At 72.0% G+C, this 17127-nt stretch carries 14 protein-coding genes and 1 pseudogene; 7 read left to right on the forward strand and 8 right to left on the reverse strand.

Annotated features, from left to right (window positions below):
• Nucleotides 1-40: 40 nt before the first annotated feature.
• Nucleotides 41-673 (reverse strand): VOC family protein, encoded by a 633-nt coding sequence (locus tag ACWDGI_RS32305; protein ID WP_450765103.1) that lies wholly within the window; start codon nt 671-673, stop codon nt 41-43.
• A 98-nt stretch (nt 674-771) separates the two neighbouring features.
• Here ACWDGI_RS32305 and ACWDGI_RS32310 point away from each other — a divergent pair, with 98 nt between their 5' ends.
• The 4 genes from ACWDGI_RS32310 (at nt 772) to ACWDGI_RS32325 (ending at nt 3267) form a co-directional block, all read left to right on the forward strand.
• Nucleotides 772-1314, forward strand: coding sequence for a membrane lipoprotein (locus tag ACWDGI_RS32310; protein ID WP_450765105.1), 543 nt, complete (start codon nt 772-774; stop codon nt 1312-1314).
• A 31-nt stretch (nt 1315-1345) separates the two neighbouring features.
• Entirely contained in the window at nt 1346-1996 is a 651-nt protein-coding gene (locus ACWDGI_RS32315; protein ID WP_450765107.1) for a ThuA domain-containing protein, read from the forward strand.
• Between the two features lie 159 nt (nt 1997-2155).
• The gene (locus ACWDGI_RS32320; RefSeq protein ID WP_360475732.1) at nt 2156-3028 is read left to right on the forward strand and encodes an isocitrate lyase/PEP mutase family protein; all 873 of its coding nucleotides are present in this window, start codon (nt 2156-2158) and stop codon (nt 3026-3028) included.
• The gene (locus tag ACWDGI_RS32325) at nt 3025-3267 is read left to right on the forward strand and encodes a hypothetical protein (RefSeq protein WP_450765109.1); all 243 of its coding nucleotides are present in this window, start codon (nt 3025-3027) and stop codon (nt 3265-3267) included. The genes ACWDGI_RS32320 and ACWDGI_RS32325 overlap by 4 nt, the downstream gene beginning before the upstream one ends.
• Nucleotides 3268-3373: 106 nt before the next feature.
• On the opposite strand, the gene ACWDGI_RS32330 is transcribed toward ACWDGI_RS32325, so the two are convergent.
• Together ACWDGI_RS32330 and ACWDGI_RS32335 are read right to left on the reverse strand one after the other, a co-directional pair.
• Nucleotides 3374-3577 (reverse strand): hypothetical protein, encoded by a 204-nt coding sequence (locus ACWDGI_RS32330; protein ID WP_450765111.1) that lies wholly within the window; start codon nt 3575-3577, stop codon nt 3374-3376.
• 114 nt (nt 3578-3691) lie between these two features.
• Nucleotides 3692-4237, reverse strand: a complete 546-nt coding sequence (locus ACWDGI_RS32335) for a beta-xylosidase family glycoside hydrolase (protein WP_450765113.1) — start codon at nt 4235-4237, stop codon at nt 3692-3694.
• Here ACWDGI_RS32335 and ACWDGI_RS32340 point away from each other — a divergent pair.
• A pseudogene (locus ACWDGI_RS32340) lies at nt 4151-4717 on the forward strand (alginate lyase family protein); the annotation flags it as partial. The gene ACWDGI_RS32335 and the pseudogene ACWDGI_RS32340 overlap by 87 nt on opposite strands.
• A gap of 107 nt (nt 4718-4824) precedes the next feature.
• Nucleotides 4825-6381: a carboxylesterase/lipase family protein gene (locus tag ACWDGI_RS32345; protein WP_450765115.1), complete on the forward strand. Its 1557-nt coding sequence runs from the start codon at nt 4825-4827 to the stop codon at nt 6379-6381.
• On the opposite strand, the gene ACWDGI_RS32350 is transcribed toward ACWDGI_RS32345, so the two are convergent.
• The 4 genes from ACWDGI_RS32350 to ACWDGI_RS32365 all read right to left on the reverse strand — a co-directional run bounded on the left by ACWDGI_RS32350 (nt 6355) and on the right by ACWDGI_RS32365 (nt 13823).
• A complete protein-coding gene (locus ACWDGI_RS32350) occupies nt 6355-7413 on the reverse strand; it encodes a LacI family DNA-binding transcriptional regulator (RefSeq protein ID WP_450765117.1) in 1059 nt (352 codons plus the stop codon). The two genes, ACWDGI_RS32345 and ACWDGI_RS32350, sit on opposite strands and share 27 nt — an antisense overlap.
• Before the next feature lie 162 nt (nt 7414-7575).
• Nucleotides 7576-8493 (reverse strand): homocysteine S-methyltransferase, encoded by a 918-nt coding sequence (mmuM, locus tag ACWDGI_RS32355; RefSeq protein WP_450765118.1) that lies wholly within the window; start codon nt 8491-8493, stop codon nt 7576-7578.
• A 171-nt stretch (nt 8494-8664) separates the two neighbouring features.
• Complete coding sequence (locus ACWDGI_RS32360) at nt 8665-11403, reverse strand: SpoIIE family protein phosphatase (RefSeq protein ID WP_450765120.1); 2739 nt, start codon at nt 11401-11403, stop codon at nt 8665-8667.
• A gap of 323 nt (nt 11404-11726) precedes the next feature.
• A complete protein-coding gene (locus ACWDGI_RS32365; protein WP_450765122.1) occupies nt 11727-13823 on the reverse strand; it encodes an autotransporter in 2097 nt (698 codons plus the stop codon).
• Between the two features lie 195 nt (nt 13824-14018).
• Between ACWDGI_RS32365 and ACWDGI_RS32370 the strand changes: the two genes are divergently transcribed.
• On the forward strand, nt 14019-15428 hold the full coding sequence (locus ACWDGI_RS32370; RefSeq protein WP_450765124.1) for an RICIN domain-containing protein: 1410 nt from the start codon (nt 14019-14021) through the stop codon (nt 15426-15428).
• Between the two features lie 12 nt (nt 15429-15440).
• On the opposite strand, the gene ACWDGI_RS32375 is transcribed toward ACWDGI_RS32370, so the two are convergent.
• A complete protein-coding gene (locus tag ACWDGI_RS32375) occupies nt 15441-17120 on the reverse strand; it encodes a rhamnogalacturonan lyase B N-terminal domain-containing protein (protein ID WP_450765126.1) in 1680 nt (559 codons plus the stop codon).
• Nucleotides 17121-17127: the final 7 nt, after the last annotated feature.

Consider the following 17127-nt stretch of genomic DNA (forward strand, 5'->3'; position numbering starts at 1 on the left):
GGGAACGGACTCCAGGGAACGGACTCCAGGGAACGGACACTCAGGAGAAGGTCACGGCTCCCCGCGGGGTGTCGACGGTGAAGGAGAACGCCACCGGTCCCTCGGCCAGGGTCAGGTCCGTGCCCAGGGCGCTCAACAGAGCGCGGACCGCCGCGGGGTCGGGGACGGTCGCGGACACCGCGAGCAGCGGGGTGACCGGCAGCCCGGAGGCCGTCGGGTGGCGCGAGGAACCCCAGTCGATCAGGAACGGCACCAGGCCCGAGGGATGCGCGGTGGTGCTGTCGGTCAGCCGCCACTCCAGCAGCGTTCCGTCGGGGCGCCGGCGGCTCATCGGACGCGGGTCACCGGGGTCGTAGCCCCGGGCCCGCGCGGCCGCGACCGTCGCGTCCAGGTCCCGCGGCCGGATCGCCCAGGTCACCGTGCGGGCGGTGGTGAGCCCGTCGACGCCGAAGGGACGGGCGCCGGGCGGTACGGACTGCTCCGGGTCCGGGCCGATGATCTCCAGGTAGCCGGTGCCGCCCAGGGACACCAGATGGTTGCGGGTGCCGAGGTCCGGGTGGGCACCGCCGGCCGCCGGCGTCACACCGGTCCGCCGGGCGAAGTCGGCGACCGTCGCGGCGAGGTCGGGGGTCGCCAGCACCAGGTGGTCGAGGAGGGGCGGGGTGGCGTTCATCGAAGCCGAGGCTAGGCGCCGTCGGCGCCGACCGACAAGCGGCGGGGCGAGTCGGAAATCCCGGTGCCCGCGGAACGTCCGTACGGCACGATGGCCGCATGATCCGTGCCGTGCGCGCCCTGCCGCCGCTGCTCCTCGCCGCCGCCCTGCTCACCGGATGCGGTACCGAGAAGGCGGCCCCCGGAGCCTCCGCCTCGCCCGCCGACCCGGCGGAACTCGCCGCCAAGGCGAAGGCGTTGGGTATGGATCCGGAACTGGTCTACGTCACCGGGGCCCCGGGGTTCACGCTCGCCCAGCAGTCCGTCGGCGTGCAGGGCGACGACGGATTCTCCGCCGCCTACACGGACAGGACCGGCGCCGTCATCCACCTCTACACCGACCACCTGCGCCACGCCGGGACGCACAAGTACGAGGTGACGAAGAAGGACTGCGTGGTGTGGCTCGAAGGCGAGGGCGGGGTCTCCGGCGCCGTGCTGGGCAAGGCGCTGCGCGCGATCCACCGTCCCACCGCCGGTGAACTCGACACCCTGCTGCCCACGCCCGACCCGGCCTTCACCGACGACCAGCCGGTACAGCGCGGCGACCTGCCGTCCAACGGTGACGGCGCACCCGACAACAGCGTGCCGACGCCCGGCCTTTGAACCGTCGGCGGCCATGGGCGACCATGCGGCCATGGCTCCTCGACTGCTCGTCCACACCCGCACCACCGGCTACCGCCACGACTCGATCCCCGACGCCGTCGCCGCCGTAAGGGAGTTCACCGATCTCGACGTCGACGCCACCGAGGACCCGGCCGCCCTCGAACAGCCGCTGGACGGGTACGCGGCCGTCGTCTTCCTCTCCACCAGCGGCGAGATCCTGACCCCGCGGGGCCGCGCCCGGCTGGCCGCCTACGTCGACGCGGGCGGCGGCTTCGCCGGTGTCCACGCGGCGGCCTGCACCGAGTACGACTGGCCGTACTACGGCGAACTCCTCGGCGCCCGCTTCGACCGCCACCCGGAGTACCAGCCCGGCCGGGTGGTCGTCGAGGACCCCGTTCATCCGGCGACCCGGGAGCTGCCGGCCGTCTGGGACCTCACCGACGAGTGGTACGACTTCCGGGACAACCCGCGCGGCCGGGTCCGGGTGCTGCTGCGCGCCGACGAGTCGTCGTACGACGGCGGCACCATGGGCGACGACCACCCGCTGGCCTGGTGCCGTGAGCAGGGGGCCGGACGGGTGTTCTTCACGGCGCTCGGGCACGCCCGGGAGGCGTACCGGGATCCGGCCTTCCTGACCCATCTGCACGGGGGTCTCACCTGGGCCGCCCGGCTCGGCCAGTGACGTTTCTCCGGTGAACCCGATCCGCCATTGGGGTGAGTAAAGCTCGCGCACGGAGATAGTCACGTGCGTATCTAGAGATGCTCTTGTCTTGGCAAAGGGCTGTCGAGACGCGGAGGCCACCGAGCCGCCGCGCCACCCACCCACAGGAGGAGCCGGACCTTGACTTACGGGAAGAAGCTGCGCGAGCAGATCGCCGGGCCGGGGACCACCCCGTTGATCGGCGTGTACGACATGTACTCGGCGTCGATCGCGGCCAAGCACTACGACGGGATGTTCGTCTCCGGCTTCGGCTTCGCCGCGTCGTACTACGGCCTGCCGGACATCGGATTCATCGCCTGGCCCGACATGGTGGCCTTCGTCCAGCGGTTGCGGGGCGCGTTCCCGCACCACCATCTCCTCGTCGACATCGACGACGGGTACGTCGACCCCGAGGTCGCCTGCCATGTCGTCGAGGGGCTGGAGCGGATCGGCGCCTCCGGGGTGATCCTGGAGGACCAGAAGCGGCCGCGCCGCTGCGGGCACGCCGACGGCAAGCAGGTACTGCCCCTGGAGGAGTACCTGGACAAGCTGGAGAAGGTCCTGGAGACCCGTCAGGACCTGCTCGTCGTGGCCCGTACGGACGCCACCGACGAGCACGACATCCTGCACCGCGCGGAGCGGCTGGCCGCCACCGACGCCGACGTGATCCTCGTCGACGGGGTCCGCAGCGAGGAGTGGATCCGCCGCATCCGCAAGGTCGTCGGCGACAAACCGCTGCTCTTCAACCAGATCGGCGGCGGCAAGTCACCCCGGCTCTCGCTCACCGAACTGGACGAGCTCGGCGTCGACGTCGCCATCTACTCCACCCCCTGTCTGTTCGCCGCGCACGAGGCCATGGAGAGCGCGCTCGGCGAGCTCAAGGCGGCGGACGGCCGGCTGCCCGAGGTGGACGCGGCCGGCGGTGTCGGGGTCAAGGCGTCCACCACCCTGCTGGAGCGCAACATCGCACGGGAACGGCTCGACGAGCCCGAGCCCGAGGGCGTGGGCGTGTGACGCGCTTGCCGACGGCTGTGGCGGTCGCGGCGGTGCTGCTCGGCACGGCCGCGGTCCCCGCGCACGCGGCCGGGAGTCTGATCACCGTGATCGACAACTCCAACGCGGACTCCATCCTCGAGGTGGACCGCACGGCGAACGTCCAGGCCGGGCGGGGCACGGCCGGCAGCGACCACGACGGCAGCGCCGTGGACGCGATCCAGGCGCTGCTCGGTGAGCCTGTTCGAGCCGACGACTGAAGGAGACCGGCCGGTGGGGAACTGCGGGTCCGTCGTGACTGGACGCGCAGTTCCCCACCGGCCTTCGGCCGGGGGTACCCCCAGCGCCCCTGACGGGGGCTCCGCCTCAGTCCTCGTTCAGGTCCGGGCGGCCGTTCTCGTCCAGCTCCACGTCCTCCTTCGGATCGTGCTCGTCGGGCGGGGCCGCCACCGTGGCGTGGTGCTCGGCCGGGGCGACGGTACGGGTCGTGGCCTGGGCGGAGCCCAGGACCGTGGTCACGGCGGCCGCGGCCAGGGCGCAGGCCGCCGCGGTACGCAGGGTGAGATTCATGCACTGGAAACGATCTTGACGGGACCCTGGTCACCCCCGTACGGCCGGACGGGCGGCCGGGGCGGCCGTACTCGCGCGGCGGGACTTTCGAAACTTCGAACAGGGGTGGCCGGATCAGGCAGGTGTGCAGGTGACTCGGAAACCGGTGAAGTCGGCGGTGAAGGAGGCGTCGACGAGGTCTACGGCGTGGATCGCGGCCATGGCGCCGGTGAAGCGGAGGCGGGTGCCGTGGTCGTCGGAGAGGCGGGTGAAGTCGAGGGGCGGGCCGATGGGGGAGCGGTAGCCGCCGGTGAGGTGCCAGAACCGGGCGTCGGCGCCTTCGACGGTGACGCCGAGGGTGAGCGGGGCGGTCGCGTCGACCTCGGTTTCGCACACGCGGTGGCTCTCGTTCTCGTCGCGCGAGGTCAGGGCCAGCACGGTGCGGCCCGTGTGCTGCCACTGCTGGCCGTGCTGTGCTTCGCCTTCCGGTTCCGCCCAGGTGAGGTCCAGGGCGTAGTAGGCCGAGGTGTTGTACCAGAGGAGCAGGCCGGCGGACTGGGTGAAGGTGGCGGGGCTTGCCTGGAGGGTGACCCCATCCGGATCCTCAACGAGGACAAGGCCAAGTACGACCAGGCCGTCACCTACCTCAAGTCGGGCGCCGGCAACGGCTCGATCGCGCACGCCGTGCCCTACCTGTACACCGACTCCGACGGCTACGCCCTCGGTCAGTGGCAGGAGTCCGGCCGCGACCAGGGCCACACCGTCCTGGGCATGGGCCAGATGGGCGCGATCTGCGAGATGGCCTGGAACCAGGGCGACGACCTGTACTCGTACGACAGCCGTCGCTTCATGAAGGCCGCCCAGTACGTCGCGAAGTACAACTCGGGCAGCGACGTGCCCTTCACCACCTACACCTGGGGCACCGGGCAGAGCTGCGCCCAGTCGTCCCAGACGGTGATCTCCGCCGCCTCCCGCGGCCAGATCCGCCCGGTGTGGGCGATGCTCCACTTCCACTACAACCGGCGCGTCAGCCTCGACGACAAGTACATCTCCGCCATGTACTACAACCTGGTCGCCCCCGAGGGTGGCGGCGGGGACTACGGCTCCGACAGCGGCGGGTACGACCAGCTCGGCTTCGGCACCCTGATGTACGCCAAGTAGCCCCGCGCCGCCGTCCGAACGCCGTGGGTGCCGGAATACCGGGAGCCGATGTGGTGCTCTTGTCGTACCGGCGTTGAGGCACGCGCGGCGGGAGGAGCTGGTGGCGGATGACGGCAGAGCGGACGGACGTCAAGGACCCCGTGGTCGGCACCCCGTACGGGGCGGTGCGCGGCAGGTGGGAGAAGTCGGTCGCGGTGTTCCGCGGCATCCCCTACGCCGCCCCGCCCTTCGGGGCGCACCGGTTCCGTCCGCCCGTCCCGCCCGAACCCTGGGACGGCGTCAGGGACGCGGGCGCCTTCGGGCCGACGGCGCCCAAACCCCCGTACTCGGAGGCGTTCGCGGAGTACCTGTCCGACCCGGTGATCCCCGGTGACGAGTGCCTCAACCTCAACGTCTGGACCCCGGAGCCCGGCCCCGGCGCCCGGCTCCCGGTCCTGGTCTGGCTGCACGGCGGCGCCCTGACCAGGGGCTCGTCGGCCGTACCCGTGTACGACGGTCATGCGTTCGCACGGGACGGGGTGGTCTTCGTCTCGGTCAACTACCGGCTGGGGGTCGAGGGCTACGGCCTGTTCCCCGACACCCCGCACAACCCCGGTCTGCGTGACCAACTCGCCGCCCTGCGCTGGGTCCACGACACCATCGCCGGGTTCGGCGGCGACCCGGACCGCGTCACCCTCTGCGGCCAGTCGGCGGGCGCCATCAGCGCCGGCGCCCTGCTCGCCGCACCCCAAGCGCAGGGCCTGATCCGCCGGGCCGTGCTGCAGAGCGGCCCGCCCGAGGCCGCGGAGCGCGACAGGGTCCGGCGCATGGTCCGCCGGATGGCCAACCGCCTCAGGATCCCCGCCACCGCCCAGGCCTTCGCCGAGGTCGACCGTGAGCTGCTGCTGCGCACCCAGGCCGAGGTCGGCCGGCTGAGCAGCCCGGTCCTGGGCGGCCCCGCCTTCGGGATCGTCGTCGACGACGACCTGGTCCCGCGCGACCCCCTGCGGGCCCTCCTGGACGGCGAGGCGGCCCACGGCGTCGACCTCCTCATGGGCTGGACCCGCGACGAGTACCGGCTCTGGCTGGTCCCCGGCGGCCTGCTCGACCACGTCGACCGGCTCGGCCCGGTCGCCTTCGCCGGCGCCATGGCCCGCTGCCACGCCGGCCACGAGGTGCCGCGCGGCTACCGCGCCCTGCACCCCGAGGCGGGACCCGCCGAGACCGTCGGCCAGATGGTCACCGACCACCTGCTCCGCCGCCCGCTGCACCGGCTGGCCGAGGCCCGCCCGGGCTCGTCCTACCTGTACGAGTTCGCCTGGCCCTCCAACCGCCCCCGACTCGGCGCCTGCCACGCCCTGGAGCTGGGCTTCGTCTTCGACACCGGGGACGGCCCCGACGCGGCCCGGCTGGCCGGCGAGGGTGCCCCGCAGGAACTCGCCGACGAGATGCACGGAGCCTGGGTCCGCTTCGCCGCCACCGGCGACCCCGGCTGGCAGCCCTGGGACGACACCCACCCGGTCCGCGTCCTCGGCGACGGCGAGCCCCATACGGTGTCCGGCCCCCGGGACCGCGAGTTCGCCCTCTGGACGCCCGCCGCCGAGCCGCACCCCGAACGGACCGCCGAACTGGCCCTGGCCGTACGCCGGCTGCGCCGCTCAATGGCCGCCGTACGCCGCCACTGAGTCCCGTACGACCACATGCGTGCCGAGGAGCAGATGCTCGTCGGCCGACTCCCCGCCGCGCCCCAGCGCGGTCCGCACGGCGAGCCGCCCCAGTTCCTCGTAGGGCACGTGCACGGTGGTCAGGGCCGGGTGCAGGTCCCGGGCGAAGGGGATGTCGTCGTACCCGGCCACCGACACGTCCCCCGGCACGTCGAGCCCCGCCTCGCGCAGCGCGGTCAGCGCCCCCGCGGCCACCATGTCGGTGGCGGCGACCACGGCGCTGAACTCCAGCCGCCGCGCGAGCGCCTGCCGCATCAGCCGGTGCCCGGAGTCCCGGGTGAAGTCGCCGTGCAGCAGGAGCGCGGGGTCGGGCTCAAGGCCCCGGGCCCGGTGCGCGGCGAGACAGCCGCGCTCGCGCCCCATCGCCGTCGTGTGATCCGGCTTCCCGCCGAGGAACAGCACCCGCCGGTGTCCCTGCGCGAGTACATGGGCCACCAGGGCGTAGGCGCCGCCCTCGTTGTCGTACTCGATGACCGTTACCGGCGCCCCCGGTCCGAGCGGCGGCCGCCCGCACAGCACCAGCCGGGAACCGGCCGAGGCCAGCGAGTCGGCGATACGGCGCGTCCGCTCCCGGTACTCGGGCGTGTCCGCCGCCCCGCCCACGAGAATCACGGCGGCGGCCCGCTGGGCGCGCATCATCCCGATGAACTCCAGCTCACGACCCACATCGCCGTCGGTGCCGCACACCAGGCTCAGATGGCCGAGCCGGGCCGCCTCCCGCTCCACCCCGTGCGCCATCTGCGCGAACGAGGGCCCGGTGATGTCCTCCAGCACGAAGGCGAGGGTCGGCGTACCGGCCCCGGCGACGGCCTTGGCACGGGCGTCGGCGACGTAGTCCATCTCCCGGACGGCCCGCAGGACGCGCGTACGGGCGGCGGCGCTGACGGGGTAGTCGCCGGCGAGGACACGGGACACGGTGGACGCGGACACGCCGGCCCGGGCGGCGACATCACGAATGGTGCTCCGCCCGTCTTCCCCGCTCTTCTTGGTCAATTCCCCACCCTCCAGAGCCGGCAACCGGTTCCCACGGGGACATTAGTGCCCCTTCGGGGGCGCGGGACAGTATCCATGTGCGGCTCCGCCGCGTGGGCGCGACCAGCCCCCAACGGCCCGCGGCCGCCCACCGCCCGAACCCGGACGGCGAGCCGGCGACCCTCAAACCACCCGAGCGATCCCGGCGATCGCCGCCGGCCCCACCCGGCAGCACCCACCGATCAACCGAGCCCCCGCGTCCCGCCACCCCGCCACCTGCCCGGGGTCGAACAGCGAACGCCCCGTCCACGCCCGGGCCTCCGCGTCCCACACCTCCCCGCTGTTGGGATAGACGACCACCGGCTTCCCGGTCACCCGCGCCGCCACCTCGACCGCCCCGGGCACCTCCTCGGGCGCACAGCAGTTCACCCCCACGGCGATCACCTCGTCCACCTCGGCGGCCAGGGCGAACGCCTCCTCCAGCGGCTGCCCAGCCCGAGTCCGCCCACCCGCCACGCTGTACGACAGCCAGGCCGGCACGCCAAGCCCCCGCACCGCCCGCAGCAACGCCGCCGCCTCCTCCGCGTCCGGCACGGTCTCCAGCGCGAGCACGTCCGGCCCCGCCCCGGCCAGCGCCTCGAGGCGCGGCCGGTGGAACCGCTCCAGTTCCCCGACGCTCAGCCCGTACCGCCCCCGGTACTCGGAGCCGTCCGCGAGCATCGCCCCGTACGGCCCGACCGAGGCGGCCACCCACAACGGTCGTACGATCCCCTCCGCCCGGGCCCGCCGTACCGCGTCCCGCCCCAGCTCCACGCTCAGCGCGAGCAGCCGAGCGGCCTCCTCGTGCGGGATCCCGCGCCTGGCGAAGCCCTCGAACGTGGCCTGGTAGCTGGCGGTGATCGCGACGTCCGCGCCCGCCCTGAAGTACGCGAGGTGCGCGTCGCCGACCGCGTCGGGCCGGTCGGCCAGCAGCCGTGCCGACCACAGCGCGTCGCTGAGGTCATGTCCGGCGGAGGCCAGCTGGTTGGACATACCGCCGTCGAGCACGACCGTCCCGGCGGCGATGGCGTCGGCGAGGCTGGGGGAGTTGTCGCTGGTCATGCCCCGACGCTAGTCGACCCGGGTCTCGACCGGCCGACCGTGTCCATGGCAGGACCGGATCGCGGTCAGGGCGGGGGTGGGGGGCTGTCGTGGTGGACCCGGGGGCGTCCGGGGAGCAGGGAAGCCGGGTGATCGAAGGTCCGGAGTCCGCGGGACGGGCCGCGCCGCGGTCTACCGGGGCGTGCCGTTCCTGTTCGCGGGCATCGCGGTGTACGTGTGGCTGCGGGGCCGGCCGCCGCGGGAGGCCACCGGGGACGTCTGACACACCGCTGCCTCCGGTCGGTGTCCGGCCCTCGTGCCGCCCCGTGCCGTGGCCGGCCTCCTGAGGGTGCCGATGATCGCTTCGACCCACTGCCGCCCCCGGGCGATCCTGCCGAGGCGGAGCCTGTCGAGCCGGTCCGGGCCGGTGGCCGTCGGTCCGTCGCCCGTCGCGTGCGGCAGGCTGGTCGAGGACTCCTGCGTCCGAGGCGTGGCGAGGTCCTGTTCGGACCAGACGACCTTGCCGCCCGGTACCGGGCGGGAGTCCCATCTGCGGGACAGCTGGGCGACCAGGAAGAGGCCGCGGCCGTTCTCGTCGGTGGTGTGTGCGCGGCGCAGACGCGGCAGGCAGTCGGTGGTGTCGAACACCTCGCAGGTCAGGACCTGGTCCCGGATCAGCCGCAGACCGATCGGGCCGGTGCTGTGGCGGACGGCGTTGGTGACCAGTTCGCTGACGATCAGTTCCGTGGAGTCCTCGAGACCGTCCAGATCCCATTCGGCCAGCTGACCGGCTGCCAGCCGGCGGGCGCTGCGGACGGCGGTCTCGTCACCCGGCAGCGTCCAGGAGGCGACCTGGGCCGGGCCGAGCGAGAGGGTGCGCACGAGGAGCAGGGTGACGTCGTCGGACGGCGCCTGGCCCGGGACGGTCTCCATCGCGCGGGTGCAGAGGTCCTCCAGGGAGCGCCCCGGCTCTGCCAGGGCCGCGCCCAGGCGGTGCATTCCCGCGTCGATGTCGTGGTCGCGGGTCTCGATCAGGCCGTCGGTGTACAGGGCGAGGAGGCTTCCCTCGGGCAGTTCCAGCTCCACGGCCTCGAAAGGGGTCCCCAGCCCGACGCCGAGCGGGGTTCCGGTGGGCAGGTCGGGGAAGGTGACCCGGCCCCGCGGGTCGACGATCGCGGGCGGGGGGTGCCCGGCCCGTGCCATGGCGCACTTCCGGGTGGCCGGGTCGTAGACGGCGTACAGGCAGGTGGCGCCCGTCACGGCGGTCAGCTGGTCCCGGGTGTCGGGGACTCCCTCGGTCAGCCGCTCGAGCATGTCGTCGAGGCGGGCCAGCAGTTCGTCGGGGGGCAGTTCCAGCTCGGCGAGCATATGCACGGCGGTACGGAGCCGGCCCATGGCCGCGGTGGCGTTGATGCCGTGGCCGACCACATCGCCGACGACGAGGGCGACCCGGGCGCCGGACAGCGGGATCACGTCGAACCAGTCGCCCCCGACACCGATGTCCAGGTCGGCGGGGCGATAGCGCGAGGCCGCCTCGACCGCCGTGCCGCCCCTGAGACGCTGGGGGAGCAGGTTGCACTGGAGCGCGAGGGCCGTGGCGCGTTCGCGGGCGTACAGGCGAGCGTTGTCCAGGGACAGCGCGGCGCGGCTGACGAGTTCCTCGGCGAGGAGCAGGTCGTCCTCCTGGAACGGCACCGGGTCCTCGGTGCGGACGAACAACGCCACCCCCAGCAGGACACCCCTCGTGCGAATGGGTACGACCATCAGGGAGTGCATGCCGTTCTCCTGGATCTTCCGGGCCCGTACCGGGTCGTGGTCGACCCAGGTGCCCGGCGTCGCGTCCAGGACCGGCTCCAGATGGGAGCGGCCGGTGCGCAGAACGTCGGTGAAGGGCGCGGCGGGCGGCACGGGGACCGGCTCGCCGCGATCCCACGGGGATTCCGGCACCCCAGGGCGGATCGAGGCCAGACCGGCCCGCCGGAAGACGGGGAGGCGCTCGCCCACCGGACCGATGTGGACGGCGGGCCCTTCGCCGGTCGGGACCGAATGCTCCAGGTCGACGACGGCGTAGTCGGCGAACAGGGGCACGGCGAGGTCGGCCAGTTCCTGGCTGGTCCGCATCACGTCCAGGGTGCTGCCCAGACGTGTACCGGCCTCACTGAGGATCGCGAGGCGCTCCTGCGCCCGCCGGCTCTCGGTGACGTCGACGCTGATGGCGCACACCCCCAGCGCCTGCCCTTCGGCGTCCTGGAGGCGGAAGAACGAGGTCGCGAGGATGTGTTCCTGGTGGGGATCCGTCGGCAGCCGCCTGCGGAACTCGTGGACGCTGCTGGTGCCGGTGCGGAGGGTCTGCCGCATCACCGCCTCGCATGCTTCGGCCTTGACGCGGGGCAGAGCATCGGTGGACCGGCGTCCGAACCGTTGGTCACGGGAGACGCCGTCGTGGCTCTCCATCGTGTCGTTCACCCAGGTGCACCGCAGTTGCGGGTCGCGAACGACGATGCCGATCGGCGCGCGGGTGAGAAGCGATTCCCGCACCGATCCGCTCGTCGCTTCCCGGGAGAGCGTGCGGAGGTCGGTCACGGACACCAGCCACCGGACTGTCCCGTCCTGCCCCCACAGCATCGAGATCCGCAGGCTCACGGTCAGCAACCGGCCGTCCCGGTGGCGTACTGCCGTGGTGCCCGACCAGCCCTTCCGGACGCGGCAGCGTTCGACGAACGCGGATATCGTCGGGGCTTCCTCGAAGGAGGGCAGCACGAGCGCGGCGGACCGTCCGACCACGTCTCCGGCGGGGTATCCGACCAGCCGTTCGGCGGCCTCCGTCCAGCCGAGCACCGTCCCCCGCTCGTCGAGCATCCCGATCGCCGAGTCGGAGATCGCCTGCGTGTTCATCTGCTTGCCGATGGTCGCCTGGTCAGTGCTGGGCATCGCGCTCTTGTCCTTAGGTAAGCGACGGGGAGGTGGTGGGGCCCGTCCCCGTCCCGAATCCATACGCAATAGGGACGCCGATATGGCGTTATGTGCGTTTTGGGTGATTGACCGGACAGTGCGCTGATATGTGACAGCTCCGTGGCTGTGCCGAGCCCTCGGACTTCCAGCTGGACGACCCGGACGTGGCGGTGGCCGACGCCGTCGCCCTGGGCGTGCCACCGGCGCCGGACCAGCCGCAGGACGGCGGGCGCGTCCTGTTCGATCCCGCCGGTGACCCGTTCCGTCCGCGCCGTGACGAGGGGTGGCCGGCGAGTCGATCGTCAGGCCGCGTGCCGGCCGCCCCTGGGGCGGGCCTTCTTCCGGGTGCGCAGGCCCGCCGGGACCATCAGGCCGCCGAGGAGGCCGAGGGCCAGGGCGTACGGCCACCAGCCGAAGGCCTGCGAGGTGTCGGCGGCGGTGCGGGCGGTCACCGTCGGGGGAGCGGTGGCCGGGGAGCCGGCGCTGTCGGTCTTCGGGGCGGCCTTCGTCGGCCTCGGGTCCAGGACCACGTCGTTGCCGTCACCGCCCCGGTAGCTGATCCGGTAGACGGTGTCGGCCAGCTCGACCTCGGCCCCCTCGCGCAGCCCCTCGAAGGAGCCGGTGGTGGGGGCGGTCCCGGTGTGGTCGATCACCGTGATGCGGCCGGCCGGGGCCGCGCCCGCGGCGGACATGTCGAACGCGCTGGCCAGGGCGAGCCGGCCAGTCACCTTCAACGGCTTATCCCGCAGGACCAGTTCGCCCCGCCTGTGCTGGGTGTAGTCGCCCCGCACCGTCAACCCGCTCGTCACCAGGCTGTCGTTGGTCACCGCACCCCACACCGTGCCCTTGCCGGAGAGGGCGGTGGTGACCCGCAGACCGGCCCCGCCCACGTCCAGCCGGGCGGTCGCCGACGTGAGCCGGATCGCCTTGCTGTGCCCGAGCGTCGCTCCGGAACGCAGTGCCAGCGTGCCCCTGTTCACGGTCGTCGTCCCGGTGTACGTCACCGCGCTCCCGCTCAGCGTGGTCGTCGCCGTGCCCGACTGGACCAGTGACCCGGTGCCGCTCACCTGCCCGAGGGTCACGGGAGTCGAGGTGTTGCGGACGTACAGCGTGCCGTCGTTCACGATCCGGCGCCGCTCCGTGCCGGTCAGCAGGGAACCGTCACCGCCCGTGACGCCCGAACCCAGCCGCAGTACCGCGCCCTTCTCGACGGTGGTCGAACCGTCGTAGTCCTGGGCGGCCGCGAAGGTCACGTCGTTGCCGCGCGTCCCCGCGATCACGACGTCCCCGGCGCCGGGCGCGGCCAGCGTGTCGTGGTAGCGGCCGCCGCCGATCGGGGCGCCGAGCGTCACCGGGCCGTCGTAGTCGAAGGTGAGCCGCGATCGACGCCCGCCGGCCGCGTGCAGATTGATGTACACGGTGTCCTTCGTTCCCGGCATGAAGATGCGATGGGTGGTGCCGTCGCCCCACCGCACGTCGGCCCCCTCGATGTTGGTGCCCCGCTTGTTCAACTGGTGCGCGATCGGCTGCCAGTTGAGGGCAGGGTCGCTCAGCGACGGGTGGGTGTCGCCGCCCCGGTCGCTATAGCCGTACTGGCCGGTGAGGACCACCTCGCTGCCCGGCCGCGAGTGCACGTTGACGTCACTGCCGTACTCCCGCTGGTAGAAGTCCTGCCGCAGGGTGATCGTCTGGTTCAGCGGGGTGTCGATGATCCAGGAGCCCTGGTTGAGGATCGCGCGGGCGTGGGGGAGCGCCACCGGGTATTCGGGGCGGCCGACGGCCATGCCGGTGCCGTTGTCGATGACCCCGGTGAAGGGGTGGGTGCCGGCCAGGTCGAGGGTGCCCCACATGTCGCGGGGCTGGGTGACCAGGCCCGATCCGCTGATCGTGCCGATGTTGAAGGTGCGGGTGAGGGACAGGCGCAGGGTGCCGTCGACCCGGACGTTGAGCTGGTTCAGCTGGTAGCCGGGGGTGTTGTACGGGAAATGGCCGAGCAGGCCGGTGCCGCCGCCCGTGCCGTACTGGAGGGTGGTGCCGCGCTCGACCGTGATCGCGGGCGGGTCGGGGTGGGTGACCGTCGTGTACGGGTGGTTGCCGCCCTGGGTGCGCACCACCTGCCGTTGCCGGGACTTCGGCAGCGTGAAGTCGCTGTCCCTGGTGAGGACCAGCGTGCCGCCGCCGCGCACGGTGAGCGTGCCCTCGCCGTGCAGGACGCCGTCGTAGGTCGTCGTCCCGGCGGGCACGGTGACGACCGTGTCGCCGTTGAGGGTCACGTCCCGGTCGGCGAGTACGTCGGCGGTGACGTCCCGGGGGCCGGCGGCGGACGCCGGGGGAGCGGAGGCCAGGAGGGCGGCGAGGGCGCCGACGGCCGCTGCGGTGGTGTGGAGGTGGCTGCGCACGTCATCGGAGACGCGGTGGAAGGCGCCGGATAACAGAAAAACGCGGCCGGGCGGCGATCGGTCAGAAATCGCTTTCCCCCTTGTCTCGTCAGACCCGTTGACCTGCCCGTAACACACCCTTACCTTTTCGGCGATCACAACGTTCGCGATGGCAACCGCCGTTCGTGATCTCGAACCTGAAGGGGTGTGTGTGAGATGAGACGTGCGTACGCGATCCTGCTCTCCCTCTGTCTGGCGGTGATCGGCGCCCTGGCCACGGCGGCCCCGGCCGCGGCGGCCGCCCAGACCGTCACCAACGGCACACAGTTCACCGACACCTCGGGGAACATCGTCCACGCCCACGGCGGCGGGGTCATCAAGGTCGGCTCGTACTACTACTGGTTCGGCGAGGACCGCAACGCCGACAACACCTTCGAGTACGTGGACGCCTACCGCTCCACCGACCTGAAGACCTGGGAGTTCCGCAACCACGTCCTCACCCGGTCCTCCGCCTCCGAACTCGGCACCGCCTACATCGAGCGCCCGAAGGTCATCTACAACGCCGCCACCGGCAAGTTCGTCATGTGGATGCACAAGGAGAACGGCGTCGACTACAGCGAGGCCAGGGCCGCCGTCGCCGTCTCCGACACCGTCGACGGGTCCTACACCTACCAGGGCAGCTTCCGGCCGCTCGGACAGTACATGTCCCGGGACATCACGACGTTCGTCGACACCGACGGCACCGCCTACGTGGTCTCGGCCGCCAACGAGAACTACGACCTGCAGATCTACAAGCTCACCGCCGACTACACCGCCATCGCGAGCCTGGTCGCCAACCCCTGGGCGGGCGGCCACCGCGAGGCGCCGGCGCTCTTCAAGCGCAACGGCGTGTACTTCATGCTGACGTCCGGTGCGACCGGCTGGAGCGCCAACCAGCAGCAGTACGCCACCGCGACCTCGCTCTCCGGCCCCTGGACGGCGTTCACCAACGTCGGCGACTCCACCGCCTACAACTCCCAGACCGCGTACGTCCTCCCGGTCACCGGCACGGCCGGCACCTCGTACCTCTACCTGGGCGACCGCTGGGGGAACTCCTTCGGCGGCACCGTCGACGACTCCCGTTACGTCTGGCTGCCGTTGACCTTCCCGACCACCACCACGATGTCGATGTCCTGGTACCCGGAGGTGTCCGTCGACACGGCCGCCGGGACGGTCTCCGGCACCGGCGCCACCTACAACACGCTGATCGCCCGGCACAGCGCCAAGTGTGCCGACGTCCCGAACCAGTCCCTCTGGGAGGGCGTCGCGATCAGCCAGTACACCTGCAACAGCGGTACCAACCAGAAGTGGTGGTTCAAGGACCTGGGCACCGGCTACTACGAGCTGATGGGCCGGGGCAGTTCGCTCTGCCTCCAGGAGAACTCCACCGATGTCACGCAGGAGGACTGCGCGGGTGCCACGGCCCAGCAGTGGTCGGTCGTCACCTCCGGCTCCTACGTCACCATCAAGGCCCGGACCAGCGGTGAGTGCCTGGACGTGAACGGCGCGTCCACCGCCGACTCGGCCGCCCTCATCACGTACACGTGCAACGGCGGCACGAACCAGCAGTGGACACGCGGTACCTGATGCCGGATCGGATCAGGCCAGCAGGTCGATCGCGTCGATCGAGGTGCCGGCGCTGAGAAAGGACGTCGTTCCCGAGCCGCTCGCCACATAGATCTTCAGCGTGTTGTAGGCGCTGGTGTCCGTCAGCCAGGCGGACGCCGGGACGCTGTAGGTGAAGGTGTAGTTGTTGCCCCGGTAGGAGCCCACGGTCAGCGACCGGGTGCTCGCCTGGGCGGGCGGCGAGGGGACGGCGGAGGTCCAGGTGTCGTTGACGACGACCTGGGGCCTGCCGTTCGCGTAGGCCGTCGTCACACCGATCCGCAGGGTGTGCGCGGCGGCGGCCTGCGCGGCCGTCAGCCTGAAGTACACGATGATCCCGCTGTTGACGTCCTTCCACAGATAGCAGGGGAAGGCCGAGGTCTCCGTGCCGCTGCCGACGACCACGTTCCCGGTCCAGGACGCGGCCCGCACGTCCGACGGATGCGCGTACGTCATCAGGTCGGCGTTCTTGAACCCGCCCGGCGTGCCGTCCCAGTTGTTGATCCGCCAGATCGCGGAGGCGTTGCCGGGGTCGTTGGAGGACGGGATCGTGAGGGTGTTGAGGGTGGTCGTGGCACCCGCGGTCACCGTCACCGACGTGGTGTACACCGCCAGTTCGCCCTTGAAGACGGTCAGCGTGTACGTCCCCGGGAGCACGCTCCCGATGGAGAAGTAGCCGTCCGAAGAGCGTGCCGAACCCCAGTACTGGGCCGCGGAGTTGGCGAGCCCCACCGTGTACGCGTACGCCGTGTCCCGGCCGCTGATCCCGACGCCCGCGACCTTGCCCCGGCCGCTCGCCGCGACGTATCCGGAGATGCCGAGCGAGTCCGCCCAGGACGTGGTGAGGGTGCCCGGGTAGAGGGCGGAGGAGGGCGCGCCGCCGTCCGTGAGGGCGATGACGTACGGGCCCTGGAGGCCGTAGCGCTCCGGCTCGGTCTGGTTCTCGCCGTAGTACAGGATCTCGTACAGTCCGCCGCCGTCCGCGCTCTGGTGGCGCAGCAGCGAGCGGTAGAACGGGCCGCCGGAGGCCTTCTCGTGGTTGCTGCGCACGATCCACAGGCCGACGCTGCCGGTGGTCCAGCCGATGTAGTTGTAGTCCATCACCCGCAGCCTCGAGTAGTGCTTCGCGCGGGTCTGGCCGTCGGACTTCTCGAAGACGTCCGCGGACTCGATGACGGTGGGCGCGTAGGTGTAGGAATCCGGCTCGTCGTTGAGGAACAGGCCGGCCTTGACGCGCACGATGTAACGGGTCGCGGTGACGGACGCGTCGGCCTTGTTGGTCCACAGATAGACGTTGTTCTCGCCGCTGCGGGCCGCGTAGTAGTGCTTCAGCGTGCCGTACGTGACCGAGACCAGGATCGTGGTGCCGGACTGCGCGATGGTCACCGTGGAGGTGCCGAGGCCCGACTCGACGTGCGAGTTCCTGCCGCCGTAGCCCTGGTACTCGGTGTCCTTGTAGACCAGCGAGGTCAGGTCGCCGTTGGTCTTGCCGACCTTGAAGACCAGGCCGGCGCCGGTGTCGACGACGTAGTCGGAGCCGTCGTCGGACCAGCCGAAGCTCGCGGCCGAGGCGGTGGTGGCGAGTGGGCCGGTGAGAGCTGCGGTGCCGGCGGCGGCCGCGCCGCCGAGGACGAGGGTACGGCGTCCGAGGGGTCTCCCGTTGACTCCGGACATGGGGGTG

The sequence above is a fragment of the Streptomyces sp. NPDC001220 genome (genome assembly GCF_053597895.1).